Consider the following 24,870-nt stretch of genomic DNA (forward strand, 5'->3'; position numbering starts at 1 on the left):
GCAACGTCGGTAAGTCTACACAGTTTCCGAGGGTGGTCCGCACCACCCCCGGAGGGGGTGGTCGCAGGGGCTATGAGCAGCGCTTTCCCTTCGGCGGGACCGTGCCGCGAAGCAGATACGCGTTGATCGTGGAGTCGACGCAGGCGCTGCCTCTCCCGTATGCCGTGTGGCCGTCGCCGTCGTAGGTGAGGAGGCGGGCCGAGGAGAGCTGGCCGGCCAGGGCGCGGGCCCAGCGGTAGGGGGTCGCCGGGTCGCGGGTGGTGCCGACGACCACGATCGGGGCCGCACCCTTCGCCTCGATGCGGCGCGGCTCGCCCGTCGGCGCGACGGGCCAGTACGCGCAGTTCAGAGAGGCCCAGGCGAGGCCCTCGCCGAAGACGGGGGACGCCTTGCGGAAGGCGGGCAGCGCCTTGCGCACCTGGTCGGGGCCGTCGAACGCGGACGGCAGGTCCAGGCAGTTCACCGCCGCGTTGGCGGCCATCAGGTTGGCGTACCGGCCGTCGCCGTCCCGCTCGTAGTAGCTGTCCGCGAGGGCGAGCAGCCCCGCGCCGTCGCCGTCGTCGATCGCCGTGGTCAGCGCGTCCCGCAGCCTTTCCCATGTGCTTTCGTCGTACATCGCGGCGATCACGCCGATGGTTGCCAGCGACTCACCGAGCCGGCGGCCGCCCGGGTCCCCCGTGGGCATGGGCCGCGCGTCGAGCTTCTTGAAGAAGGCCCCGAGGTTCGGCCCGACCTCGTCCGCCCGGGCGCCCAGCGGACAGCGCGGCCGGCGCACGCAGTCCTTCGCGAACGAGCGGAACGCCGTCTCGAAGCCGGCCGTCTGATCCAGGTTCAGCCGGCGGGCGGGCAGCGACGGGTCCATCGCCCCGTCCAGGACGAGCCGTCCGACCCGGTCCGGGAACAGCCCCGCGTACGTCGCCCCGAGGAACGTGCCGTACGACGCCCCCACATACGTCAGCTTCCGGTCCCCCAGGGCCGCGCGCAGGATGTCCATGTCGCGGGCCGTCTCCACGGTGGAGACGTGCCTGAGCAGCCGGGCCGACCGAGAGCCACACCCCTCGGCGAACTTCTTGTAGGCGCCGACGAGTCGGTCCCTCTCCCGCTGGTCGTCGGGGGTGACGTCCGTCTGCGTGTACGCGTCCATGTCGCGTCCGTCGAGGCAGCGCACCGGCTCGCTGCGGGCCACGCCCCTCGGGTCGACGGCGACCATGTCGTAGCGGGCGCGGACGCCGGCCGGGTAGGCGATCCCCGCGTACTGCTGGAGGTAGCCGACCGCCGAGCCGCCCGGTCCGCCCGGGTTCACGAGCAGTGAACCGAGCCGCTTCCCCGGGCCCGTCGCCTTCTTGCGGGCGACGGCGAGACGGATGTCGCCCTCGCCGGGACGCGCGTAGTCGAGGGGCGCTTTCAGGGTGGCGCACTGGAAGCCGGGGACGCCGCAGTCCCGCCAGGCCGGCCTCTGCCCGTAGTACGGCGCGAGCGCCGACGGCGTGGCCTGCGGCAGCGCGGCCAGTGCCGCCTGCGCCACGGCCGGGCTCGCTGAACCCGCCGCCCCTCCTGACGAGCAGGCGGGGACGAGCAGCGCGGCGAGGGAGACCAGCGCGACGCCGATACGGGACCTTCGGGGGGAGCGGGAGCGCCTGGTGTGCATCCAGCGAGAGTAACCCTGTGCGATCGAGCGACGTCATTCCGTACGGGAAGCGCCACGGACGAGTGACGGCGTCAACCGGCGCTCCGTCTCGCCGGCCTCGTGCGGCGTCCCCCCGCCGATAGGTCTCAACCCGCTCTCAGCGCCATCGTCATCGCCTCCACCGCCAGCAGCGGAGCCACATTGCGGTCGAGGGCGTCCCTGCACGCAGCGATGGCCTCGATGCGCCGGAGTGTGGACTCGGGGGCGCTGCCGCGGGCGAGCCGTTCGAGAGCGTCCTCGGCGTCCGCGTTGGCGAGGGCGATGCGCGAGCCGAGCTGGAGCGCGAGGACGTCACGGTAGAAGGAGGTGAGATCGGTCAGCGCGAGGTCGAGGCTGTCTCGCTGCGTCCGCGTTCTGCGGCGCTTCTGCTTGTCCTCCAGGTCCTTCATCACCCCCGCCGTGCCGCGCGGCATCCGGCCGCCCTGGACCGCGCCCAGCGCCGCCTTCAGCTCCTCCGTCTCCTTGGCGTCCCGCTCCTCGGCGAGTTGTCTGGCGTCCTCGGTGGCCGCGTCGACGAGTTCCTGCGCGGCCCTGAGGCAGCCGCCGACGTCCTCGACGCGCAACGGCAGCTTGAGCACGGTGGCGCGGCGTTCACGGGCGGCCGGGTCGGTGGCCAGGCGGCGGGCCCGGTCCACGTGCCCCTGTGTGGCACGGGCGGCCGACGCGGCCACGGCGGGATCGATGCCCTCTCGCCGTACGAGCATGTCGGCCACGGCGTCGACCGAGGGCGTGCGCAGGTTCAGGTGCCGGCAGCGGGAGCGGATGGTGGGCAGCACGTCCTCGAGGGAGGGGGCGCAGAGCAGCCACACCGTGCGGGACGCGGGTTCCTCGACCGCCTTGAGAACTGCGTTGGCGGACTTCTCGTTGAGCCGCTCGGCGTCCTCGACGAGGATCACCTGCCATCGGCCGTTCGCCGGCGAGGTGAACGACTTGCGGACCGTGTCGCGCATGTCCTCCGCGAGGATCTGCGAGCCCACGGCGGCGACGGTCGTGACGTCCGCGTGCGTGCCGATGAGCGCCGTATGGCACCCGTCGCAGAAGCCGCAGCCCGGCGCCCCGCCGAGCGCCCGGTCGGGGCTCACGCACTGCAGCGCCGCGGCGAACGCACGGGCCGTCTGGGTCCGGCCCGCTCCGGGCGGTCCGGTGAACAGCCAGGCGTGCGTCATCTTGGACGCCTCGGGCGGCGGCGCGCCGGTGGCGGCCGCGGTGACGAACGCGTCGGCGTCCCGGGCGGCGGCGGCGAGCTGTTCGCTCACCTTCTCCTGCCCGACGAGGTCGTCCCACACGGCCATGGCTCCCGCCGCCCTTTCGTCCAGGCCCGCATCGCCGGTACGCCGCGGGCTGCCTCACGCGCCGCGGACCACGTCCCACGTCGCGGCTTCCATTGTGCGGGGAGCCACTGACATCGGGGGCCGGACCGCCATCGGGACCACTGACATCCGGGGCCGGACTGGCAATCGGGGCCACTGACATCGGGACCACTCACATCGCGTGCCGCTGGCGACGGGGTGCTACCGCGGACGCGGCACGGGCGGTGCCCGGCCCCTGCCGCGGCAGTCCCGTACCCGAGCCGGACCGACCCGGGCCGGCCAGAGCCACCGGGCCGCCCGGCCACCCGAACCTCGGCTCCAGCCCCCGCCTCACTCCGACGTCCGCGCCCCGCAGCCCCCTACCGGCGAAGCCTCACCGTCGACGTCCGCGCCCGCGGCCACCGCCGGCGCCGTCTCCGCGCTGGTCGTCGCCTGACTCGTCGTCCTGGTGCGGGCCCAGCAGTTCGTCCGCCAGCGACGGCAGGTCGTCCAGCGGGGTCTCCTCGGCCCAGTCGGACCGCTGACGCCGGCGCGGTGCGCCCTGTTCGTCGAGCTGCGGCAGCTCGCGCGTGCGGTCCTCGGAGCCGTCCGGCCCGGCGCCCGGGCGCTCGTCGCGGAAGTACCCCGGCGGCACCCGGTCCGCGGGGCCCTCCCCGCGCACGGGCGGGAGTACGGCCGTCTCGGCGGCGTCCGCGTCCCGCACCGGAGGAAGCTTGGCCGTCTCGTCGGACGCGCCCGCGGCCCGCGACGGCTGCGGCAGCTCGGTCGTCACCTCGGCGTCGGACGTCGCCTCAGCGGTCCTCGGCGACTGCGGCGAACGCCTGGACCTTCCCGAAGACGCCCCGGACGGCTTCCGCGCGGGAGCCGCATCGGCGCCCGGCTCGGGGTCCTTGTCCATCCGCACCCGAGGCAGCACCGCCGTCTCGTCCACCGGCCCGCCCGAAGCGTTCGTCGGCGTGACCACCGGCGTCGGCACGGTCGCCGCCTCCGGGCCGACCCCGGCCGCCCCGAACGAGGAGGTGGTGGAAGGGGCGGTCGCCGGGGGCGCGGCCGGCTTCTTCGGGCCGGCCTGCGCCGCCGCGGCGGCCTGCTCGGCGGCCCGCCGGGCCTGCTCCGCCCGCAGCAGCGCGTCCTCGGCCTTGCGCTGCTTCTCCAGACGCAGTGCCTCGGCCTCGGCACGCAGTCGGGCCTCTTCCTCGGCCTCCCTGCGGCGGCGCTCCTCCTCCGCCTTGCGGCGGGCCTCCTCCTCGACGCGCGCCTTCTCCTCGGCGAGCAGCCGCACGCGCTCCTCCTCCGCGCGCCGGGCCGCCTCCTCGGCCCGCTGCCGGGCCTCCTCGGCCTGTCGCTCGGCCTCGCGCCGCTGGGCCTCTTCCAGCTCGCGGCGCTTGCGCTCCTCCTCCTCGGCACGCAGCCGGGCCAGCTGCTCCTGGCGCTCACGCTCCAGGCGCTCCTCCTCGGCCTTGCGGGCGGCCTCTTCCTCGGCCTTCCTGCGCGCCTCCTCCTCGGCCTTCTTCCGCGCCTCCTCCTGGGCCTTGATCTCGGCCTCGGACAGCGGCAGCATCCGGTCCAGCCGGGCCCTGACGACCGAGGTGACGGCGTCCGGTTCCTGACCGGCGTCGACGACGAGGTAGCGGCCGGGGTCGGCGGCGGCCAGCGTGAGGAAACCGGAGCGCACACGCGTGTGGAACTCCGCGGGCTCCGACTCCAGCCGGTCCGGGGCCTCGGTGAAACGCTCGCGGGCGGTCTCCGGCGAGACGTCCAGCAGGACCGTCAGATGCGGCACCAGCCCGTCGGTCGCCCACCGGGAGATCCGGGCGATCTCGGTCGGGGAGAGGTCGCGGCCGGCGCCCTGATAGGCGACGGACGAATCGATGTACCGGTCGGTGATCACCACAGCGCCGCGCTCCAGGGCGGGCCGTACGACGGTGTCGACGTGCTCCGCGCGGTCGGCCGCGTACAGCAGCGCCTCCGCGCGGTGGGACAGGCCCGCGCTCGACACGTCGAGCAGGATCGACCGCAGCCGCTTGCCGACGGGCGTGGCCCCCGGCTCGCGCGTGAGGACGACCTCGTGGCCCTTGCCCCTGATCCATTCGGCGAGCGCCTCGGCCTGCGTGGACTTGCCCGCGCCGTCGCCGCCCTCCAGGGCGATGAAGAAACCGTTCGCGGCCGGCGCCTGCACCGGGTCGTCGCCGCCGAGCAGCGCGTCGCGCAGGTCGTGCCGCAGGGGAACACCGGAGCGGTCGTCGATCTTGGCCAGGACGAGCGCGGCCACCGGCAGCAGCAGCGCGCCCACCAGCATCAACGTGAACGCGGCCCCGCCGTGCGCGAAGACGAACCTGCCGTTCTCCAGGCGGTGCGGCCCGATCAGCGCGGCCACCACGGGGGCGATCAGCGCGCCCAGCGCGACGACGACCCGCACGACGGCGTGCAGGTGTTCCGTCGTGCGCGTGCGCCGGTGCTCCTCGGTCTCCTGGTCGAGCAGCGCGTGCCCGATGTTGGCCGCGACGCCCGCGCCGACGCCGGCCAGGACGTCGATCAGCAGCACGCTGGTGACGTCCGGGACCAGGCCTGCCGCGAGCAGCGCCACGCCGGTGAAGGCGATCGCCAGCGCGAGCAGCCGCCGCCGCGACAGCGACGCCAGCACCTTCTGCGCCGTACGGATGCCGAGGGCGACCCCTCCGGTCAGCGCGAGGACGAACAGGCCGTAGAGCACCGGGCCGCCGCCCAGGTCCTTGGCGTGCAGGACCGCCACGGCGACGGCGGCCGCGATCGCCCCGGCCACGGCCGCGCAGGCGAGGATCAGCAGCGGGATGGAGCCGGTGCGGCCCGCGTCGGCGCCGGTGGCCGTCCGCGGACGGCGCAGCCCTTCGAGGGGCGACCGCGCGCGCGGTGTGCGCGTGCCGGGCAGCTCCAGGAAGACCACGACGGACAGGGAACCCGCGAACAGACCGCCCGCGACATACGAGGCGAGGGCCGCCTGGTGCTGGTCGAACCAGTCGATCCCGGCGCCCAGCAGGTTGTTGACCAGGGATGCCACGAGCAGGGCGATCGCGCCCAGCGGGACCGCCATGAAGGTGGTCCGCAGCGACAGCCGGCGCAGCGCGTCCATGTGGTCCGGCAACGGCCGTACCGCCGCGCCCTCCAGGGGCGGGGCGGGCAGCAGCGCGGGGGCGGCGCTCTCGCGGGCGACCGTCCAGAACCGCTCGGCGACACCGGTCAGGAACACGGTGACGAGCAGCAGCGCCAGGGCGTCGTCCGGCACCCAGTCGATCCACAGGGGCGCCACCAGGAGCAGGACGGCGCGCAGGCCGTCCGCGCCGACCATGGTCCAGCGGCGGTCGAGCGGACCGTCCGGTGAGGTCAGGGAGGTCAGCGGGCCCAGGAGGACCGCGCCGAAGAGGAGGGTGGCGAGGATGCGCACCCCGAAGACCGTCGCCACCGCGAACGCCACGCCCCGGTAGCCGCCCCCGAAGGAGCCCTCGGCGACGGCCGCCTGGAGGGCGAGGAGGACGAGGACCAGGAGGGCGAGGGCGTCACCGACGCCGCTCACCAACTGCGCGCTCCACAAGCGCTTCAACTGAGGCTGGCGCAACAGAGCGCGGACGGCGCGCTCGCGGGAATCCGCCACCAGGGCCTCGTCCTGCGCCGGGTGGGGGGCCGTTGGCTGCTCGGCTCGCGTCATGCGTTCAGCCTATCGGGAGCGACTGACAGGCCGGTGGAGCCATCCACACGTACGCACACCCCGACACCGATGTGATGCCGGGGTGTGCATCCCGTGAAGCCGGGTGTGCGTCAGGCGCTTCGGGGAAGGGCGGATCAGTCCTCCGAGGCCGCCTTGGCCGCCGTCGTCTTCTTGGCGGCCGTCGCGGTCTTCTTCGCCGTCGTCTTCTTCGCGGTGGTCGTCTTGGCCGCGGTCTTCTTGGCGGCCGTCTTCTTGGCCGGTGCGGCCTTCTTGGCGGTCGTCTTCTTCGCCGTGGCCTTCTTCGCCGTCTTCTTGGCGGGCCCCTTGGCACGCTTCTCGGCGAGCAGCTCGAAGCCGCGCTCCGGGGTGATCGTCTCGACGCTGTCGCCGGAGCGCAGGGTCGCGTTGGTCTCCCCGTCGGTGACGTACGGCCCGAAGCGACCGTCCTTGACGACGACCGGCTTCGCGCTCACCGGGTCCTCGCCGAGCTCCTTCAGCGGCGGCTTGGCGGCTGCCCGCCCCCGCTGCTTGGGCTGGGAGTAGATCTCCAGCGCCTCTTCGAGGGTGATCGTGAAGAGCTGCTCCTCGGACTGCAGCGAACGCGAGTCCGTCCCCTTCTTCAGGTAGGGGCCGTAGCGGCCGTTCTGCGCGGTGATCTCCTGGCCCTCGGCGTCGGCGCCGACGACACGCGGCAGGGACATCAGCTTGAGCGCGTCCTCCAGCGTCACCGTGTCCAGGGACATCGTCTTGAACAGGGACGCCGTGCGCGGCTTGACGGCGTTCTTCCCGGTCTTCGGGGTGCCCTCGGGGAGCACCTCGGTGACGTACGGACCGTAGCGGCCGTCCTTGGCGATGATCTGGTGGCCGGTCTGGGGGTCGGCGCCCAGCTCGAAGTCACCGCTCGGCTTGGCGAGCAGTTCCTCCGCCAGCTCGACGGACAGTTCGTCGGGTGCCAAATCCTCGGGGACGTCCGCCCGCTGGTGGTTCTCCGAGTCGCGTTCGCCGCGCTCGATGTAGGGGCCGTAGCGGCCGACCCGCAGCACGATGTCGTTGCCCACGGGGAAGGACGACACCTCGCGCGCGTCGATCGCGCCCAGGTCGGTCACCAGCTCCTTGAGGCCGCCGAGGTGGTCCCCGTCGCCGTTGCCGGCGTCGGCGGCCACGCCCTCGACGGTGCCCTCGCCGAAGTAGAACCGCTTCAGCCACGGCACGGCACGCGCCTCACCGCGCGCGATGCGGTCGAGGTCGTCCTCCATCTTGGCGGTGAAGTCGTAGTCGACGAGCCGCCCGAAGTGCTTCTCCAGGAGGTTGACCACGGCGAAGGACAGGAAGGACGGCACGAGGGCCGTGCCCTTCTTGAACACGTATCCGCGGTCGAGGATCGTGCCGATGATCGACGCGTACGTCGACGGGCGGCCGATCTCCCGCTCTTCGAGCTCCTTGACCAGACTGGCCTCGGTGTAGCGGGCCGGGGGCTTGGTGGCGTGCCCGTCGACCGTGATCTCCTCGGCGCTGAGGGCGTCGCCCTCGCCGACCTGGGGCAGCCGGCGCTCGCGGTCGTCCAGCTCCGCGTTCGGGTCGTCGGCGCCCTCGACGTACGCCTTCAGGAAGCCGTGGAACGTGATCGTCTTGCCGGAGGCGCTGAACTCGACGTCCCGGCCGTCGGCCGCCGTGCCGCCGATCTTCACGGTGACGCTGTTGCCGGTGGCGTCCTTCATCTGGGAGGCGACGGTCCGCTTCCAGATCAGCTCGTAGAGCTTGAACTGGTCGCCGGTCAGGCCCGTCTCGGCGGGGGTGCGGAAACGGTCGCCCGACGGGCGGATCGCCTCGTGCGCCTCCTGCGCGTTCTTGACCTTGCCGGCGTACGTCCGGGGCTGCGCCGGGAGGTAGTCGGCGCCGTACAGCTGCGTGACCTGGGCGCGGGCGGCCGCCACGGCGGTGTCGCTCAGCGTCGTGGAGTCCGTACGCATGTACGTGATGTAGCCGTTCTCGTACAGCTTCTGCGCGACCTGCATGGTGGCCTTCGCGCCGAAGCCGAGCTTGCGGCTCGCCTCCTGCTGCAGCGTCGTCGTACGGAAGGGGGCGTACGGCGAGCGGCGGTAGGGCTTGGACTCGACGGACCGCACGGAGAAGCTGGTGCTCTCCAGGGCGGCGGCGAGGGCGCGGGCGTTCGCCTCGTCGAGATGGAGGGTGTTGGCGCTCTTGAGTTGTCCCAGGGAGTCGAAGTCGCGGCCCTGCGCGACCCGCCTGCCGTCGACGGTCTGCAGGCGGGCGACCAGCGACGACGGGTCCGACGGATCGCCCGCGCGGCCGGTCGCGAAGGTGCCCGTCAGGTCCCAGTACTCAGCGGAACGAAAGGCGATGCGATCGCGTTCCCGCTCGACGACGAGTCGTGTGGCGACCGACTGGACCCGGCCGGCCGACAGGCGCGGCATGACCTTCTTCCACAGGACCGGCGAGACCTCGTAGCCGTAGAGGCGGTCGAGGATGCGGCGGGTCTCCTGGGCGTCGACGAGCTTCTGGTTGAGGTCGCGCGGGTTGGCGACGGCCTCGCGGATCGCGTCCTTGGTGATCTCGTGGAAGACCATCCGCTTGACGGGGATCGTCGGCTTGAGGACCTCTTGCAGGTGCCAGGCGATGGCCTCGCCCTCGCGGTCCTCATCGGTGGCGAGGAAGAGCTCGTCGGATTCCTTCAGCAGGTCCTTGAGCTTCTTGACCTGTGCTCTCTTGTCGGCGTTGATCACATAGATCGGCTGGAAGTCGTGTTCGACGTCCACACCGAGGCGGCGGACCTCGCCGGTGTACTTCTCCGGCACCTCCGCGGCGCCGTTGGGGAGGTCGCGGATGTGCCCGACGCTCGCCTCGACAACGTATCCAGGGCCGAGATAGCCCTTGATCGTCTTCGCCTTGGCAGGCGACTCGACGATGACGAGTCGGCGGCCGCCCTTCGCGGTCTCGCTGGTCGGGGACAACTTGGCTCTTCTCTCCGGTCGACGCTGGGCCTCCCCAGGCCTTGCTCCCGGGGTCGGGGCCACCCTTTCGTGGCTAGCTCGCCTCCGGACGCTACAGCCGGCGTCGAGGCGGCGACCGCGAGCGGCCCTCGGGCCCTCTCCGCGTTCGCCGTCCGGACACCGTCGCGTCTCTTCGGCTCGCTTCGCTGGTGACGCTGCGGAGTGTGACGGTACATCCCGCCCCCGTGTCAAACGGGAAAAGCCCGCAACGGCCACTCGAACGGTAACCCGACTACCGCCATTCCTGCCGCCCGGAGTGCCGACCGGCACTTTTCCGCCGGACCGGAGGGCGATCTCTCAATTGTCCGTGGAGCCGCTCCCGCGTGATGCCCGCACCGGCTTCCACAGGGCCTTCCATGGTGCGTCAAAGACGACTGAAGCACCATGCCCCGGCGGTCAGCGCGATCACCGCGACGGTGGTGGCGAGGGCGGCCGATGCGACCGGGTTCACACCCTGCGCCACGGGTTGCCGCTGCCGTACGCGGACCGCCGTCCAGGCCAGCAGACAGCCGCCGAACAGGGCGAACACCGCCCCCGTGAAGATCGCCGGTCCGCTCTCCGTCATCGTCAGCGCCCCCTCTTCTCCCACCCGCGCGTGGCCCCTTGCCGGGAGACTGACACGCGCGGGCGGCGCCGGAGCGAACCCGAGGTGAACACCGGGCCGACGGGTGGGGGCGGCGGGGCCGTCGGGGTCGCGGGGCGGGCGCGTGATCTCCGCGACGAGGGCTCCGCCGCGTGTCGGAACCGACTCGAAATTGTCGCCGCCGCCCTTGATCGGCTGTTCGGTTCCGTTCCGGCAGCCGATTTCGGGCGGGCGTCTGAACGATTCCGATCGCCTGGCGCGTGGGCGGCGTCCGGCGTTCACGGGTGGGGCGGAGACGTCAGGCGGGCTCCAGGAATCCCTGTTCCACCAGCAGCCGGATCTGCGCGGGGGTGCGGTCTCGCAGCAGCACCGGGTCCTCGCCGACGAGCTGGGCGATCGCGTCCAGGATGCGGCCCGCGCTGAGCGAGCCGTCGCACACGCCCGCGAAGCCCGCGCCGACGGTGTCCACCTTGGTGGCCCGGCGCATCCCCCGGTTCTGCCGCAGCACGACGTGCTCCGGATCCTCGGCGCCGGGCAGTCCGACCTGCTCCTGCATGACCTCCGGGGCCAGCTTGAAGTGCCCGGCGAGCAGCGAGGCGTCGTCGTGCTCGCGCAGATAGTCGACGCGGTCGAAGTGGGCCCGGACGGTGTCGCCGAGGGGCTGCTCGACCGGGTGCGGCCACTCCTCGACGGTGATGACGGGCTCGGCGGACGCCGTCCTGCGCAGGGTGATCCAGCCGAAGCCGACGGCCTTCACCTTGCGCGCCTCGAACTCGTCCAGCCAGGCGTCGTAGCGCGCCTGGTACTCCTGCGGGTCGCCCCGGTGGTCACCGGCGTCCCTGAGCCACAGCTCGGCGTACTGCGTGACGTCCTGCACCTCGCGCTGCACGATCCACGCGTCGCAGCCGCGCGGCACCCACGACCTGATCCTGTCCTGCCAGTCCTCCCCTTCCTCGTGCTGCCAGTTGGCGAGGAACTGCGCGAACCCGCCCACGTTCAGCCGTTCCCCCGCCTGCTGAACGAGCGAGCGGCACAGATCGTCCCCGCCCATCCCGCCGTCGCGGTACGTCAGCCGCGCGCCCGGCGAGATGACGAAGGGCGGGTTGGACACGATGAGGTCGAACGTCTCGTCGTCCCGGACCGGCTCGAACAGCGAGCCCTCCCGCAGGTCGGCCGCCGGCACGCCGGACAGGGCGAGGGTGAGCGCGGTGATGTGCAGCGCGCGCGGGTTGAGGTCGGTCGCCGTCACGCGTGTGGCGTGCTGGGCGGCGTGCAGTGCCTGGATGCCGGAGCCGGTGCCGAGGTCGAGGGCGGAGGCGACGGGCGTGCGGACGGTGATCCCGGCGAGGGTCGTGGACGCCCCGCCGACGCCGAGGACGACGCCCTCGTCGCGGTTGCCGATGCCGCCGGCCCCGCCGACCGCGCACCCGAGGTCGGACACGATGAACCAGTCCTCGCCGTCGGACCCGCCGTAGGGCCGTACGTCCACGGTCGCGGCGACATCGCCGTCGGCCCCGCCCGCCCGCGTCAGCCAGCCGCTCTCCACGCACGCGTGGACGGGCAGGACGTCCTCCACGCGCGCGTGGGGCACGGGCTGCTGGAGCAGGAACAGGCGGACGAGCGTTTCCAGGGGCGTGTCGCCGCGGGTGGCGCGCAGCGCGGGCACCGTCTCGCTTCGGGCCAGCGCCGCGTACGCGGGGGCGCCGAGCAGTTCGAGCAGCCCGTCGGCGGTGAAAGAGGCCGCGAGCAGGGCCTCACGCAGCCGGGCGGCGACGTCGGGGCGCTCGGCGGAGGGCAGCGGGGGCAGGGTGGCTTCACTCACGCCCCCATTGTGTCCCGCCCGCCGCCCGTAGGCGGTGCGGCCCACGCGACCCGCACCGCGTCGTCAGGCCCCCTCGGGCGGGCGAGAGGGCGGCGCGTCAGCTGGTCGTGGCGCGGGACGAGGAGGACGCCACCTTCTGGCAGCTCGGCTGCTGGGCCATGGCGCTCTTCACGTCGCCCTGCTCGAGGTTCTTCAGCGCGGCGTTCCCGCTCTGGCTGAGCTTGCCGAGCCGGGTGGCGATGTCCTGAAGGCCGTCGGCGAACTTCGCCTGGTCCTTGGTGTCGAGGCCGTCGACCTGCTTCTTGAGGCCGGCGTACGAGGTGGACAGGCCGTTGAGGGCCGTCACGGCGTCCTGCTGCTTCTTCTGACCGCCGTCGACGCCGGGCGGCGGACCCGCCTGCTGGACCGCCTGCCCGAGCGCCTTGTAGGCGTCGGACATGTCCTGGAAGGCCTTGGAGTCGGTCTTCTGGACGTTCACCGGGGCGTTGTCGTCGGTGGCGGCCTTCTTGATCGCGTCGTTGGCCGCGTCGACCTTGGCGTCCTGGGCGGGCAGCGCGTCGCAGACCTGCTTGGCCCAGGCGTCGAGCTCCTTGTTGCCGTCGTCGCCGCCGCCGCTGCACGCGGACAGCGCCAGTACCAGTACCGCACCGCCGGACAGTGCGGCCCCGAGCTTCTTGTTCACCGGTTCGGCCCCTTCCATGACTCTCGGCCCCGGAACATACACGCCAACCGGGTGCCTACCCCAGAACGAATGTCCGTTATATGGACCGATGAGTCCATTCACACCGGGCGAGAGAAGCCTCACCAGCCGTGCACAGGCACGTCGAAACGGGCAGACGGCGCGTCAACACGCGCCGTCTGCCCGCCTCTTGAGCCGGGAAACGTGACGGTTGCTAAGAAACCACCGCCGGGTCGGCCGACTTGGACGAGCGCTCGGCGTTGTCTTCGTCACCCACGGCGATACCGCGCCGCTTGGAGACGTACACGGCGCCGACGATCACGAGAAGCGCGAGGAGCGCGACCGTGATCCGCACGCCGACGTTCGCGTCGTCGCCGTAGCTGAACTTGATCACCGCGGGCGCGATGAGCAGCGCCACCAGGTTCATGACCTTCAGCAGAGGGTTGATCGCGGGGCCGGCGGTGTCCTTGAAGGGGTCGCCGACGGTGTCGCCGATCACGGTGGCCGCGTGCGCCTCGCTGCCCTTGCCGCCGTGATGCCCGTCCTCGACGAGCTTCTTGGCGTTGTCCCAGGCGCCGCCGGAGTTGGCGAGGAAGACCGCCATCAACGTGCCCGCGCCGATCGCGCCCGCCAGATACGCGCCGAGCGCGCCGACGCCGAGCGTGAACCCGATGAAGATCGGCGCCATCACGGCGAGCAGACCGGGCGTGGCGAGCTCGCGCAGGGCGTCCTTGGTGCAGATGTCGACGACCCTGCCGTACTCCGGTGTCTCGGTGTAGTCCATGATCCCGGGCTTCTCGCGGAACTGCCGCCGCACCTCGTAGACCACGGAGCCCGCCGAACGCGAGACCGCGTTGATGGCAAGTCCGGAGAAGAGGAAGACGACGGCAGCGCCCGCGATCAGGCCGACCAGGTTGTTCGGCTGCGAGATGTCCATCATCAGGCTCATCGGCGCGCCGTCCCCGCTGAGCTTCTCGCCCACGTCCTGCGCGCCGGTCGTGATCGCGTCACGGTACGACCCGAAGAGCGCGGCGGCCGCGAGGACGGCCGTGGCGATGGCGATGCCCTTGGTGATGGCTTTGGTGGTGTTGCCGACGGCGTCGAGGTTGGTGAGCACCTGCGCGCCTGCGCCCTCGACGTCGCCGGACATCTCGGCGATGCCCTGCGCGTTGTCGGAGACGGGGCCGAAGGTGTCCATCGCCACGATCACGCCGACCGTGGTGAGCAGTCCGGTCCCCGCCAGCGCCACCGCGAACAGCGCCAGCATGATCGACGTGCCGCCGAGCAGGAACGCGCCGTACACGCCGAGACCGATGAGCAGGGCGGTGTAGACGGCCGACTCCAGGCCGACGGAGATGCCGGCGAGGACGACCGTGGCGGGACCGGTCAGCGACGTCTTGCCGATGTCGCGGACCGGGCGGCGGGTGGTTTCGGTGAAGTAGCCGGTCAGCTGCTGGATGACGGCGGCCAGGAGAATGCCGATGGCCACCGCGACGAGGGCGAGGATCCGCGGGTCGCCGTCCTTGCCGAGGATCGCGGGGTCGGTGACTCCGTCGAGCTCCCCGTAGGAGCCCGGGAGGTAGACGAAGACGGCCACCGCGACCAGCGCGAGCGAGATCACCGCGGAGATGAAGAAACCGCGGTTGATCGCGGACATGCCGCTGCGGTCCGCGCGGCGCGGAGCCACGGCGAAGATGCCGATCATCGCGGTGATCACGCCGATCGCGGGCACGAGCAGCGGGAAGGCGAGGCCGGCGTCGCCGAAGGCCGCGGTACCGAGGATGAGCGCGGCGACCAGGGTCACGGCGTACGACTCGAACAGGTCGGCCGCCATGCCGGCGCAGTCGCCGACGTTGTCGCCCACGTTGTCGGCGATGGTGGCGGCGTTGCGCGGATCGTCCTCCGGGATGCCCTGTTCGACCTTGCCGACCAGGTCGGCGCCGACGTCGGCGGCTTTGGTGAAGATGCCGCCGCCGACCCTCATGAACATCGCGATGAGTGCCGCGCCGAGGCCGAAGCCCTCCAGGACCTTCGGCGCGTCGGCCGTGTACACCAGGACCACGCAGGAGGCGCCGAGCAGTCCGAGTCCGACCGTGAACATGCCGACGACGCCGCCGGTACGGAAAGCGATCTTCATCGCTTTGTGGGAGACGGCGGTGAGATCCTTTTCCGGCTCTCCCGCGGCCGGGGTCGCTTCCCGGGCCGCCGCCGCGACGCGCACATTGCTGCGAACGGCGAGCCACATGCCGATATAGCCGGTGGCCGCCGAGAACGCCGCGCCGATCAAGAAGAACACAGATCGCCCGGCGCGCTGATTCCAGTCGTCCGCGGGCAGCAGCAGGAGCAGGAAGAACACCACGACGGCGAACACACCGAGGGTGCGCAGCTGACGGGCCAGATAGGCGTTGGCGCCTTCCTGGACCGCCGCCGCGATCTTCTTCATGCTGTCGGTGCCCTCGCCGGCCGCGAGCACCTGGCGCAGCAGCACGCCCGCGACCACGAGAGCGGCCAGCGCGACGATCCCGATGACCACCACGAGCAGGCGGTTGCCATCGGTCAGCACTGCGGCTGCGAGGGTTGGGTGGTCCAACCGATGAGGGGTAGAAAGCCCCGCCATTCGTCCTCCTTGACGCTTGGGCTGAGCTCAAGATGTGGACGGATTGTAGGTACCGAGACCTGATCAAAACAGTGCGCGGCAAACGGAATTCACGCGCGAATACAGTCGTCCACGGTCGCCGATGATCGTGAATTGCTTCACGAAATTCAGGGCATGATTCATTGCGCAAGATTCACTTCCATCGAAATGAATCTTGGGTCCACTGTAAGCGCCGGTGACAGGGTGCGCACATGCCGAAGGGCCCTACGAGGTAGGGCCCTTCGATCAGGGGTGTCTCAGGTCGCTCAGGGCAACGGCGTGGCGGGCAGTGCGGCCGGCCATGTCATGCGGATCAGCCCGCCGTGCTCGCCGGCGGAGACCTCGACGTCGTCCACGAGACCGCTGATGACCGCGAGACCCATCTCGTCCTCCTCGGCCTCGGCTTCGGCCTCCGCGCCCGCCGCCTGGTCGCCGGGGACCGCGTGCCTCGCCTCGTCGCCCACCTCGATGGAGAACTGTTTCTCGTCCTCGATGAGGGACACCTTCACCGGCGCGCTGATGCCACCGCTCTGATGCAGTCCGACGGCACGGGAACAGGCCTCGCCCACGGCGAGCCTGACCTCGTCCAGAGCGGCCTCGTCCACTCCGGCCCTGCGCGCCACCGCCGCCGCCACCAGTCGGGCGGTCCTGACGTGCTCCGGCAGCGCACTGAAGCGGAGTTCAACGGTGGCCATGCATCCCCCTCGGAACTACGGGCGTGCTGTCGGGGGGCCGGGCTGCCAGGCCCGGTCCCCCGGTGTTCAACTGTGCCGACCGGGGCCGCCTGCCGGCATGCCCCGGACCGGCTGGTCAGTCGGTGGCCGCCACCGCTTCATCGACCGAGGTGTGGATCGGGAACACCTTGGTGAGACCGGTGATGCGGAAGATCTTCAGAATGCGCTCCTGGTTGCACACCAGGCGCAACGAGCCCTCATGGGCACGCACACGCTTCAGACCGCCGACCAGCACGCCGAGCCCGGTGGAGTCGAGGAAGTCCACGCCCTCCATGTCGACGACGAGGTGGAAATTCCCGTCGTTCACCAGCTCGACCAGCTGCTCGCGCAGCTTGGGCGCGGTATATACGTCGATTTCGCCACCGACCTCGACGACCGTACGATCGCCGACGGTACGGGTCGACAGGGACAGGTCCACGGATCCTCCAGCACCTTGCTATCGAGCGGTCGCCCCTCGGGACACCTCGGCAGGAGCCCCCGGGACGGTTCGCCAGCCGCGATGGCATTCAATCACTTACCGGCAGGCGTGCACGACGCCTTGGCTCCATTGTCCGTCACGCCAGTGACACACTCGGTGCCGATGGCCAAGAATCACCGATCCGATCGACCCCCGGCACAGCCCGCGCCCCGCCTGTCGCCGGGCGCGGTCCTGGACCGGCTCGCCCCGGGACCGAGCCGGGCGTCGCGCATCACTCATACGGAGCACTTGCCCCCGCGCGCGGGTCGTCATGCCGTCTGGCCTGACCGTATTCGCTCGGAAGTGATCGCGACGCTTCAGGCGTGCGGCATCGAACACCCCTGGGCCCACCAGGCCCAGGCCGCCGAACACGCCCTGGACGGCGAGTCGGTGGTCGTCGCGACGGGCACCGCTTCCGGCAAGTCCCTGGCCTACCTGGTGCCGGTCCTCTCGGCTCTCCTGGACGGCTCCGAGGCCCCCAACGGGCGCGGCGCCACCGCCCTGTACCTGGCCCCGACGAAGGCCCTCGCGGCCGATCAGTGCCGTTCGGTGAAAAAACTTTCACAACCGCTCGGCAACGCGGTTCGCCCGGCCGTGTACGACGGCGATACTCCGTTCGAGGAACGCGAATGGATCCGCCAGTACGCCAACTACGTCCTCACCAACCCGGACATGCTGCACCGCGGCATCCTCCCGTCCCACCCCCGCTGGTCCTCCTTCCTGAAGTCGCTCAAGTACGTCGTCATCGACGAGTGCCACACCTACCGCGGCGTGTTCGGCTCCCACGTCGCCCAGGTGCTGCGCCGGCTGCGCCGGCTGTGCGCGCGGTACGGCGCCTCCCCCGTCTTCCTGCTGGCCTCCGCCACGGCCGCCGAACCCGCGGTCGCCGCCGGCCGCCTGACCGGCCTCCCGGTGGTCGAGGTGGCCGACGACGCCTCACCCCGCGGTGAACTGGTGTTCGCCCTGTGGGAGCCCCCGCTCACCGAGATGCGGGGCGAGAAGGGCGCGCCCGTCCGCCGCACCGCCACCGCCGAGACCGCGGACCTCCTCACCGACCTCACCGTCCAGGGCGTCCGCACGGTCGCCTTCGTCCGCTCCCGGCGTGGCGCGGAGCTGATCTCCGTGATCGCCCAGGAGCGGCTCGCCGAGGTCGACCGCTCCCTCGCCCGGCGTGTCGCGGCCTACCGCGGCGGCTACCTCCCCGAGGAACGCCGCGCCCTGGAACAAGCCCTGCACTCCGGTGAACTCCTCGGACTGGCCGCCACCACCGCCCTGGAACTCGGCATCGACGTCTCCGGCCTGGACGCCGTCCTCATCGCCGGGTACCCGGGCACCCGCGCCTCCCTGTGGCAGCAGGCGGGCCGCGCGGGCCGGGCCGGACAGGGCGCGCTGGCCGTGCTCGTCGCCCGCGACGACCCTCTGGACACGTTCCTGGTCCACCACCCGGAGGCGCTGTTCGACCGCCCGGTGGAGTCCACCGTGCTCGATCCCGACAACCCCTATGTGCTCGCCCCCCACCTGTGCGCCGCCGCCGCGGAGATCCCCCTGACGGAGGACGACCTTGAGCTGTTCGGCCCAGCGACCGAGGCGCTGCTGCCGCAGCTGGAGGCCGCGAAACTGCTGCGCCGCCGGACGAAGGCCTGGCACTGGACCCGCCGGGAGCGGGCCGCCGACCTCACCGACATCCGCGGCGAGGGCGGCCGGCCCGTCCAGATCGTCGAGGAGGGCACGGGCCGTCTGCTCGGCACGGTCGACGAGGGCACCGCCCACTCCACCGTCCACGAGGGCGCCGTCCATCTGCACCAGGGCCGTACCTATCTGGTGCGGTCACTGGACCTGGAGGACTCGGTGGCCCTCGTCGAGGAGGCCGCCCCGCCGTATGCGACGGTCGCCCGCGACACCACGGCGATCTCCGTCCTGGAGACGGACGTCGAGATCCCCTGGGGCGACGGCCGCCTGTGCTACGGCTCCGTCGAGGTCACCAACCAAGTGGTCTCCTTCCTGCGTCGGCGTGTCATCACCGGTGAGGTGCTGGGCGAGTCGAAGCTCGACCTCCCTCCCCGTACGCTGCGCACTCGCGCGGTGTGGTGGACGGTCACCGAGGACCAGCTGGACGCCGCCCGGATCAACCCGGAGATCCTCGGCGGCGCCCTGCACGCCGCCGAGCACGCGTCCATCGGCATGCTGCCCCTCTTCGCGACCTGCGACCGCTGGGACATCGGCGGCGTGTCGATCCCGCTCCACCCCGACACCCTTCTCCCCACGGTCTTCGTCTACGACGGCCATCCCGGCGGCGCGGGCTTCGCCGAGCGCGCTTTCCACACGGCCCGCGCCTGGCTGACGGCCACCCGCCAGGCCATCGCCTCCTGCGAGTGCGAGGCCGGCTGCCCGTCCTGCATCCAGTCCCCCAAGTGCGGCAACGGCAACGACCCACTGCACAAGGCGGGCGCGGTACGCCTGCTCACGGAACTGCTGCGGGGGGCGCCGGAGGAGAAGGGGGCGGAGCAGGCAGGGGGGTAGGGGTGTCGTGCGGCTGAGGGGGAGCCCCGGGGTGGGCGGCGTGGGCGGCTGGTCCGGGGTGAGGGAGGGCTGTGCGGCCGTGGCCCGGAGAGCTCAGGCGTGTATGGCCGTGGCTCTGGAGAGCTCAGGCGAGCGGGCCTGCTCCGGGCTGTGAGCGAACCGGGCGGGTGGCGCGAGGCCCGGTCGGGGGAGCCACTGGGTGTGTCAGGGGGCCTCGGAATCCCGGGGCAGTGGTTCCGGGACCACTGTCTGCGTGCTCGGTGGGCCTGCCCGGGCTCTGACCTCTGCCGTGAACGGCCCCCGTCCGGACGCCGCCGTCACGTCGGACACCTCGCCCACGATCGCGCACCGCACCAACCGCGCGCCCTGTGCCCGAGCCACCCGCTCCGCCCGGGCGCACGCCGCCGCAGCACCGTCCATCCAGTGGTCCGCTGCGGCGAGCGCCGCCAGATCCGCCCCGCCGGCGGCACGGTGCCGGACGACGACGGCCTGCCCCAGGGCGAGCACGACCCCGAACACCACACACAACACCGTGATCGCACCGAGGCTCCACAGGGTCGCTGAGCCCCGATCACCCTCGCTGCGGCGGTGCCCGTGCCTGCCGACGCCGGGCCCTCGCCCGACCCGCACCCGACGACATCTCACGGCTCCCCCTCCCCGTCCGCTCCCGGCTCCGAATCGGTCCCTGACCTCACCCCTGGCCCCGCCTCCTGCGGCCCCGCACCCCGTCCTGACTCCGCCTTCTCCCACTCCGCACTCGGTCCCGCCGCCACCGCCTGCGTCTCCGCGCCCGACCCCGTTCCCACGTCCTCGGCCGCCGCCACCGCCTCCTCTCTCACCTCGAACGGCAGCCCCCGTAGCACCGGCGGCTCCGCCGCGACCGTCACCCGGACCCGGTCGCCCTCCCGGCTGACCGTCACCCGCGCCCCTCTCGGTGCGATCTCGCGGGCCATCGCGACGACCGCGCCCTCGGGATCCTGCCGGGCTGCCGCCCGGGCGCCGGCCCTGGCCGCGTCCACGCACTGGATCTGAGCCGCCAAGACGAGCAGCCCCCACACCAGCGCCATCGCGAACGCCACCAGAACCGGCAGCACCACCGCGGACTCCGCCGTCACGAACCCCCGGTCCGTACCGCGCGACCGCCCGCACTCACGTCTGCGCACTGAGCGCCCGCTTCACGATCGCCTGCAACTCCTCGGTGACGGTCCCGCTCGTGATCACCTGGTAGAGGATCACCGCGAACGCCACCGCCGCGACGATGCCCATCGCGTATTCGGACGTCACCATCCCTTCGTCCCGCCGCACCGCACGCGTCCTGCGCACCAGGGCACGAAACCGCGCCCGTACCGCCTTGCTCATCTCAACCCCCGTGAGGCTCGTTCCTGTTGTCCGCTTGCTGTGGCGTGCTGTTGTCGAACTGTCGTCGAGTCGTGTCGCGTGGCTCTGCTCGCCGCCCTGTGCGGGGTCCGCGACCGCCGCACCGGCGCGCTCGACGCCCTCGCCGAGGCCGGCCTCGGCCCCCGTGCAGTCGTGCCGTTGACCGTAGTCCGTCACCCGCTTGTCATGGCCCACCTCCTCCCAGTGCCTCGCCCGCCAGACCGATCACGACGGGCGCGATGCCCACGGCGATGAAGGCGGGCAGGAAGCACAGCCCCACCGGCGCCGTGACCATGACGGCCGCCCGCCGGGCCCGTGCGGTGCCGGCACGAGCCCAGTCGGCGCGGGCGTCGGCGGCGATGCGGGCGACCGGCACTGCCGCCGGGAGGCCCGACTCGTCAGCCCGCTCCAACAGCCGGGCCAGGGCGACCGCGCCCGGAGCGGACGCCAACCTCCGCCAGGCCACGTCGGGTTCGCCGCCGAGTCTCACCTCTGCCGCGCCACGTGCCAGCCCTTCCCCCACCGGGCCGCCCAGCGCCTCCCCCACCGCCTGAGCCGCGATCACAGGCCCCGCGCCGGCGGCGATGCAGGCGGCCAACAGATCCGCGGCAAGGGGAAGTTGCCTGGCGGCGACCCGCGCCTCCGCCTCACTCACGGAACCGGTCGCCTGCTGCCGACGCCGCCAACGCCACAGTCCGACCGCGCCGATCAGCCCGAGGAGCAGCCCACCGACGCCTCCGACCACCACCCACCCGGCGCACACCACCGCGGCCAAGGGGAGTCGGCGCCGCACGGCTTCCCCCACGCCACGGCGTGAGGGCGTCCGCGCCGCCGGCAGGGCGAGCAGGACGGCCAGCCTCTGCCGCGCCCTCCGCTCCCGCCGCACGGTGTCGAGCCATCGCGCCAGCCACGCCAGCACGAGCGCGAGACACGAGGCGACCCCCACCGCCATCCCCAGCCTGTGGACAACTTCCTCACCCATCGCCGTTCCTTCCTCCTCCCGTCAACCCCGTCCGGCTCACGCCAACGCCCGCCGCAACTGCCGCTCCTGTACTCACACCACCTCCGCGTCCGGCCCTCATCCCCCACCTCCCGCTCCCTGGCGAGAGCGGCCCCCGGCCCCGCCTCGCACCCTCCTCCGAGCCCGGCATCCACCCCTCGCGCTTCACACCTCCTCCGCGCCCCGCACGATCCGCATCGCCCACCACATCCCCACCCCCTCCAGCACCCCGCCGACGAGCAGGCACCCCAGCCCCGCCCCCGTGTGCAGCAGGACGCGCAACGGGTCGGCGCCCAGCGCGGTGCCCAGCAGGAGGCCCAGTACCGGCAGGCCGGCCAGCATCACCGCCGTCGAGCGGGCACCCGCCAACTGGGCTCGGAGGTCCGCCCGCTGGTCCCGCTCCGCCCGCAGCGCCGCTTCGAGCCGGTCCAGTCCGGAGGCGAGGCCCGCTCCCTGGTCCACGGCCACCCGCCAGCACGCCGCGAGCCCCAGCAAGCCGTCGGCACCCGGTTGCCGCGCCGCGACGGAGAGCGCGTCGGGCACGTCGCCGCCGAAGCGTGCCGCCGCCACCACCGCCGCCTGTGCCTCGCCCAGCCCGCCCGAGTCGCGGGCGGCCCGCTGCAACGCCTCGCCCGGCTGTCGTCCCGAGCGCACCTCCCCCGCGAGCGCCGCGCACAACGCGATCACAGCGTCCGCCCGCCCCTCCCCCGCCCGCCGCGCCTCGCGCGCCCGGCACAGCCGGCGCAGGAGGGGCACTCCCGCCGCCCCCGCGACGACCGGAAGGACCGAGCCGCCCAGCACGGCCACCACCACGGCGACGACCAACGCCCACCACTGCGGCCGCCACCGGCCGCGCACCCGGCGCAGCCCACCGGCCAGTTCACGCCAGGAGTTCGGCTCGCCGCCGACCACCCCGCCGCCGGCCAGCATCGACTGCGCCCTCCTGGCTGCCGGATACGGGCCTCCCCACAGGCAGATCGCCGCTCCCACACAAGCCAAAGCCGCGGCCACCGGCGTCTCACGCACCACGCTCACCGACCCGTCCCCCTGCCTCGCCCGGCCTTTCCCATTCGCCCCGCAACAGCTCCCGCAGCCGCTCCCAGCCCCCTTCGTATGCGAAGGCCTCCGCCCGCCAGCGCAGCGCCGGCACGGTCCGCACCAGCCCCGAGGAGTCCCGTTCCAGCACGTGCACCTCGGCGATCCGCCGCCGTCCGGCCGGATCGCGCACGAGATGCAGGACCACGGACAGCGCGGCCGCCACCTGGCTGTGCAGCGCGGCCCGGTCGAGCCCGGCCGCCGTGCCGAGCGCTTCCAGCCGGGCCGGCACATCCGCGGCGGCGTTGGCGTGAACCGTCCCGCAGCCGCCCTCGTGCCCCGTGTTGAGGGCGGCCAGCAGATCCACGACCTCCCGTCCCCGGACCTCGCCCACCACCAGCCGGTCGGGCCGCATCCGCAGGGCCTGTCGGACCAGGTCCTCGAGCGTGACGAGCCCGGCTCCCTCCTGGTTGGCGGGCCTGGTCTCGAGCCGGACGACGTGCGGGTGATCCGGTCGCAGCTCCGCCGAGTCCTCCGCGAGCACGATCCGCTCTCTGGGGCCGACCAGCCCCAGCAGGGCGCTGAGCAGGGTCGTCTTGCCGCTGCCGGTGCCCCCGCTGATGAGGAAGGACAGCCGTGCCCGCAGCATGGCCCGCAGCACCTCGTCCCCGCCCGGCGGCACCGTGCCGGCGGCCACCAGCTCGTCGAGCGTGAACGCCCGGGGCCGCACCACCCGCAGTGAGAGGCAGGTGCAGGCGACGGCGACCGGGGGCAGCACCGCGTGCAGCCGGGTCCCGTCGGGCAGCCGTGCGTCGACCCACGGCCGGGCGTCGTCCAGGCGCCGTCCGGCCACCGCTGCCAGCCGCTGCGCGAGGCGCCGTACGGCCGCCGCGTCCGGGAAGGAGACGTCGCTGAGCTCCAGGCCGCCGCCGCGGTCCACCCAGACCCGGTCCGGGGCCGACACCAGGACGTCCGTCACCGACGGATCAGTCAGCAGAGGCTCCAGCGGTCCACTGCCCACCAGCTCGGACCGCAGCCGCTCGGCCGTGCCGAGGATCTCGGCGTCTCCGAGGACCCGCCCCTGTTCCCGCAGGGCCTGCGCGACGCGCGCGGGCGTCGGTTCGGCGCCGCTCTCCGCGAGCCACTGCCGTACGCCGTCGAGCAGCGTTCCGGTGCCCTTCGGCCGTTCGAGTCCGGGAGCCGTGCTCATACGCCACCCGCTTCGGCCAGCGCCCGCTCCCAGAACTCCTTGCAGAAGCGGGCGAGGGGCCCTCGCGCGGCCGCTCCGGGCGGTGCTTTCCCGCCGTCCGGGCGCAACAGAGTCGACTCGACGGGCACCTCGCCGGCCAGCGGCAGGTTCAGCAGCCGGGCCACCTCGCGGTCGTCGAGTCCGGGGGCGTAGGGGCCGCGCACCGCCACCCTCAGGTCGCGCAGGACCATGCCGACGGCGGAGGCCACCCGGCCGGCCGCCGCGACGGCTCGCAGTTCCGCGGGGACCACGAGGAGCCCGACGTCCAGTTGGGCGAGGACCTCCGCGACGCCGTCGTCCACACGGCGCGGCAGGTCGACCACGACCGTGCCGCCCCGGCGGCGGGCCGCCGCGAGTACCGCGCGCACGGCCTGGGGCGGGATGGCGACGCAGTCGCCGCGATCCCAGCTGAGCACCCGCAGGTGGTGCAGCCTGGGGAGCGACTCCTCCAGAGCCCCGCCGCCGACGCGCCCGCGTGAGGCGGCGAACGCCGGCCAGCGCAGGCCCTCGGCGGTCTCGCCGCCGAGGAGTACGTCGATTCCGCCGCCCAGCGGATCGGCGTCCACGAGGAGGGTGCGCACTCCCTCACGCGCGGAGGTCACGGCGAGAGCGCAGGCGAGCGTGGACGCTCCGGCCCCGCCGCGGCCGCCGACGACACCGACGGTGAGGGCGGGTCGGCCGACGCCCTCGGCGACGTCGGCGATCCGGTCGACCAGCCACTGCTCACCGTCGGGCAGCACCAGGACGTGGTCGGCGCCGATCTCGACGGCCCTGCGCCACACCCCGGAGTCGTCCTGATCGCGGCCGACGAGGACCACCCCGCGCCGGCGGGCGGCACCGCTCACCCGCCGCGCGGCGTCGTCGCCGACGAGGACGAGCGGCGCGGACTCCCAGCCACCCCGTTGCCTGGGCACCGACGGGTGCACCTCGGGTGTGGCGCCGGCAGCGGCGCAGAGCCGCAGCAGGTCGTCCAGGAGCACCGCGTCCTCGGTGACGATGAGCGGCCTGCCCTGCCGTCCTCCGGCGGTCGGCGTCGATTCGTGCGTGACGGCTCCGGTCATACCGCGTCCCCCTTCACTGCGGGGCGCG

The 24,870-nt window shown here is 72.8% G+C and carries 17 protein-coding genes and 1 pseudogene; 1 reads left to right on the forward strand and 17 read right to left on the reverse strand.

From position 1 onward, the window contains the following. Positions 1 to 70: 70 nt before the first annotated feature. The 10 genes from EV567_RS10395 to bldG all read right to left on the reverse strand — a co-directional run bounded on the left by EV567_RS10395 (position 71) and on the right by bldG (position 16,561). Positions 71 to 1,648, reverse strand: coding sequence for an alpha/beta hydrolase (locus tag EV567_RS10395; RefSeq protein ID WP_130438486.1), 1,578 nt, complete (start codon positions 1,646 to 1,648; stop codon positions 71 to 73). Positions 1,649 to 1,773: 125 nt separating this feature from the next. Further along, positions 1,774 to 2,979, reverse strand: coding sequence for a DNA polymerase III subunit delta' (locus tag EV567_RS10400; protein WP_130438488.1), 1,206 nt, complete (start codon positions 2,977 to 2,979; stop codon positions 1,774 to 1,776). Between the two features lie 391 nt (positions 2,980 to 3,370). Beyond that, entirely contained in the window at positions 3,371 to 6,679 is a 3,309-nt protein-coding gene (tmk, locus tag EV567_RS10405) for a dTMP kinase (protein WP_130438490.1), read from the reverse strand. A 134-nt stretch (positions 6,680 to 6,813) separates the two neighbouring features. Beyond that, positions 6,814 to 9,651, reverse strand: a complete 2,838-nt coding sequence (topA, locus tag EV567_RS10410) for a type I DNA topoisomerase (protein ID WP_130438492.1) — start codon at positions 9,649 to 9,651, stop codon at positions 6,814 to 6,816. Between the two features lie 403 nt (positions 9,652 to 10,054). Beyond that, positions 10,055 to 10,255 (reverse strand): hypothetical protein, encoded by a 201-nt coding sequence (locus tag EV567_RS10415; RefSeq protein WP_130438494.1) that lies wholly within the window; start codon positions 10,253 to 10,255, stop codon positions 10,055 to 10,057. Positions 10,256 to 10,571: 316 nt separating this feature from the next. Continuing rightward, a complete protein-coding gene (locus tag EV567_RS10420; RefSeq protein WP_130438496.1) occupies positions 10,572 to 12,095 on the reverse strand; it encodes a class I SAM-dependent methyltransferase in 1,524 nt (507 codons plus the stop codon). A gap of 97 nt (positions 12,096 to 12,192) precedes the next feature. Continuing rightward, on the reverse strand, positions 12,193 to 12,795 hold the full coding sequence (locus EV567_RS10425) for a small secreted protein (protein WP_130438498.1): 603 nt from the start codon (positions 12,793 to 12,795) through the stop codon (positions 12,193 to 12,195). Between the two features lie 193 nt (positions 12,796 to 12,988). Next, positions 12,989 to 15,391, reverse strand: coding sequence for a sodium-translocating pyrophosphatase (locus EV567_RS10430; protein ID WP_130438500.1), 2,403 nt, complete (start codon positions 15,389 to 15,391; stop codon positions 12,989 to 12,991). 284 nt (positions 15,392 to 15,675) lie between these two features. After that, on the reverse strand, positions 15,676 to 16,104 hold the full coding sequence (locus EV567_RS10435) for an ATP-binding protein (RefSeq protein ID WP_130438502.1): 429 nt from the start codon (positions 16,102 to 16,104) through the stop codon (positions 15,676 to 15,678). A 115-nt stretch (positions 16,105 to 16,219) separates the two neighbouring features. Further along, entirely contained in the window at positions 16,220 to 16,561 is a 342-nt protein-coding gene (gene bldG, locus EV567_RS10440) for an anti-sigma factor antagonist BldG (RefSeq protein ID WP_009189842.1), read from the reverse strand. Between the two features lie 81 nt (positions 16,562 to 16,642). Here bldG and EV567_RS10445 point away from each other — a divergent pair, with 81 nt between their 5' ends. Next, entirely contained in the window at positions 16,643 to 19,120 is a 2,478-nt protein-coding gene (locus EV567_RS10445; protein WP_165430343.1) for a DEAD/DEAH box helicase, read from the forward strand. A gap of 204 nt (positions 19,121 to 19,324) precedes the next feature. Here EV567_RS10445 and EV567_RS10450 read toward each other — a convergent pair whose 3' ends face one another. The 7 genes and pseudogenes from EV567_RS10450 to ssd all read right to left on the reverse strand — a co-directional run bounded on the left by EV567_RS10450 (position 19,325) and on the right by ssd (position 24,842). Beyond that, a complete protein-coding gene (locus EV567_RS10450) occupies positions 19,325 to 19,870 on the reverse strand; it encodes an Rv3654c family TadE-like protein (RefSeq protein ID WP_407071579.1) in 546 nt (181 codons plus the stop codon). 41 nt (positions 19,871 to 19,911) lie between these two features. Further along, positions 19,912 to 20,283 (reverse strand): annotated as a pseudogene (locus tag EV567_RS10455) (TadE family type IV pilus minor pilin); the annotation flags it as partial. Further along, complete coding sequence (locus EV567_RS10460; protein WP_130439498.1) at positions 20,270 to 20,479, reverse strand: DUF4244 domain-containing protein; 210 nt, start codon at positions 20,477 to 20,479, stop codon at positions 20,270 to 20,272. The pseudogene EV567_RS10455 and the gene EV567_RS10460, both read right to left, overlap by 14 nt. A gap of 202 nt (positions 20,480 to 20,681) precedes the next feature. Then, entirely contained in the window at positions 20,682 to 21,479 is a 798-nt protein-coding gene (locus EV567_RS10465) for a type II secretion system F family protein (protein WP_130438510.1), read from the reverse strand. Positions 21,480 to 21,662: 183 nt separating this feature from the next. Then, positions 21,663 to 22,532: a type II secretion system F family protein gene (locus EV567_RS10470; RefSeq protein WP_407071580.1), complete on the reverse strand. Its 870-nt coding sequence runs from the start codon at positions 22,530 to 22,532 to the stop codon at positions 21,663 to 21,665. Then, a complete protein-coding gene (locus tag EV567_RS10475; RefSeq protein WP_130438512.1) occupies positions 22,516 to 23,742 on the reverse strand; it encodes a TadA family conjugal transfer-associated ATPase in 1,227 nt (408 codons plus the stop codon). Before EV567_RS10475 ends, EV567_RS10470 begins: the two co-directional genes overlap by 17 nt. Next, positions 23,739 to 24,842 (reverse strand): septum site-determining protein Ssd, encoded by a 1,104-nt coding sequence (gene ssd, locus EV567_RS10480; protein WP_130438514.1) that lies wholly within the window; start codon positions 24,840 to 24,842, stop codon positions 23,739 to 23,741. The genes EV567_RS10475 and ssd overlap by 4 nt, the downstream gene beginning before the upstream one ends. Between the last annotated feature and the right edge of the window lie 28 nt (positions 24,843 to 24,870).

Source organism: Streptomyces sp. BK239 (assembly GCF_004217285.1).
Taxonomy (GTDB): domain Bacteria; phylum Actinomycetota; class Actinomycetes; order Streptomycetales; family Streptomycetaceae; genus Streptomyces.

Coding starts and splice junctions, on each gene's coding strand:
- EV567_RS10400 (WP_130438488.1), bottom strand. CDS start 2,979: ATGGCCGTGTGGGACGACCTCGTCGGGCAGGAGAAGGTGAGCGAACAG.
- EV567_RS10425 (WP_130438498.1), bottom strand. CDS start 12,795: ATGGAAGGGGCCGAACCGGTGAACAAGAAGCTCGGGGCCGCACTGTCC.
- EV567_RS10465 (WP_130438510.1), bottom strand. CDS start 21,479: ATGGGTGAGGAAGTTGTCCACAGGCTGGGGATGGCGGTGGGGGTCGCC.
- EV567_RS10415 (WP_130438494.1), bottom strand. CDS start 10,255: ATGACGGAGAGCGGACCGGCGATCTTCACGGGGGCGGTGTTCGCCCTG.
- EV567_RS10435 (WP_130438502.1), bottom strand. CDS start 16,104: ATGGCCACCGTTGAACTCCGCTTCAGTGCGCTGCCGGAGCACGTCAGG.
- EV567_RS10445 (WP_165430343.1), top strand. CDS start 16,643: ATGGCATTCAATCACTTACCGGCAGGCGTGCACGACGCCTTGGCTCCA.
- tmk (WP_130438490.1), bottom strand. CDS start 6,679: ATGACGCGAGCCGAGCAGCCAACGGCCCCCCACCCGGCGCAGGACGAG.
- EV567_RS10475 (WP_130438512.1), bottom strand. CDS start 23,742: ATGAGCACGGCTCCCGGACTCGAACGGCCGAAGGGCACCGGAACGCTG.
- ssd (WP_130438514.1), bottom strand. CDS start 24,842: ATGACCGGAGCCGTCACGCACGAATCGACGCCGACCGCCGGAGGACGG.
- EV567_RS10395 (WP_130438486.1), bottom strand. CDS start 1,648: ATGCACACCAGGCGCTCCCGCTCCCCCCGAAGGTCCCGTATCGGCGTC.
- EV567_RS10460 (WP_130439498.1), bottom strand. CDS start 20,479: ATGAGCAAGGCGGTACGGGCGCGGTTTCGTGCCCTGGTGCGCAGGACG.
- EV567_RS10430 (WP_130438500.1), bottom strand. CDS start 15,391: ATGGCGGGGCTTTCTACCCCTCATCGGTTGGACCACCCAACCCTCGCA.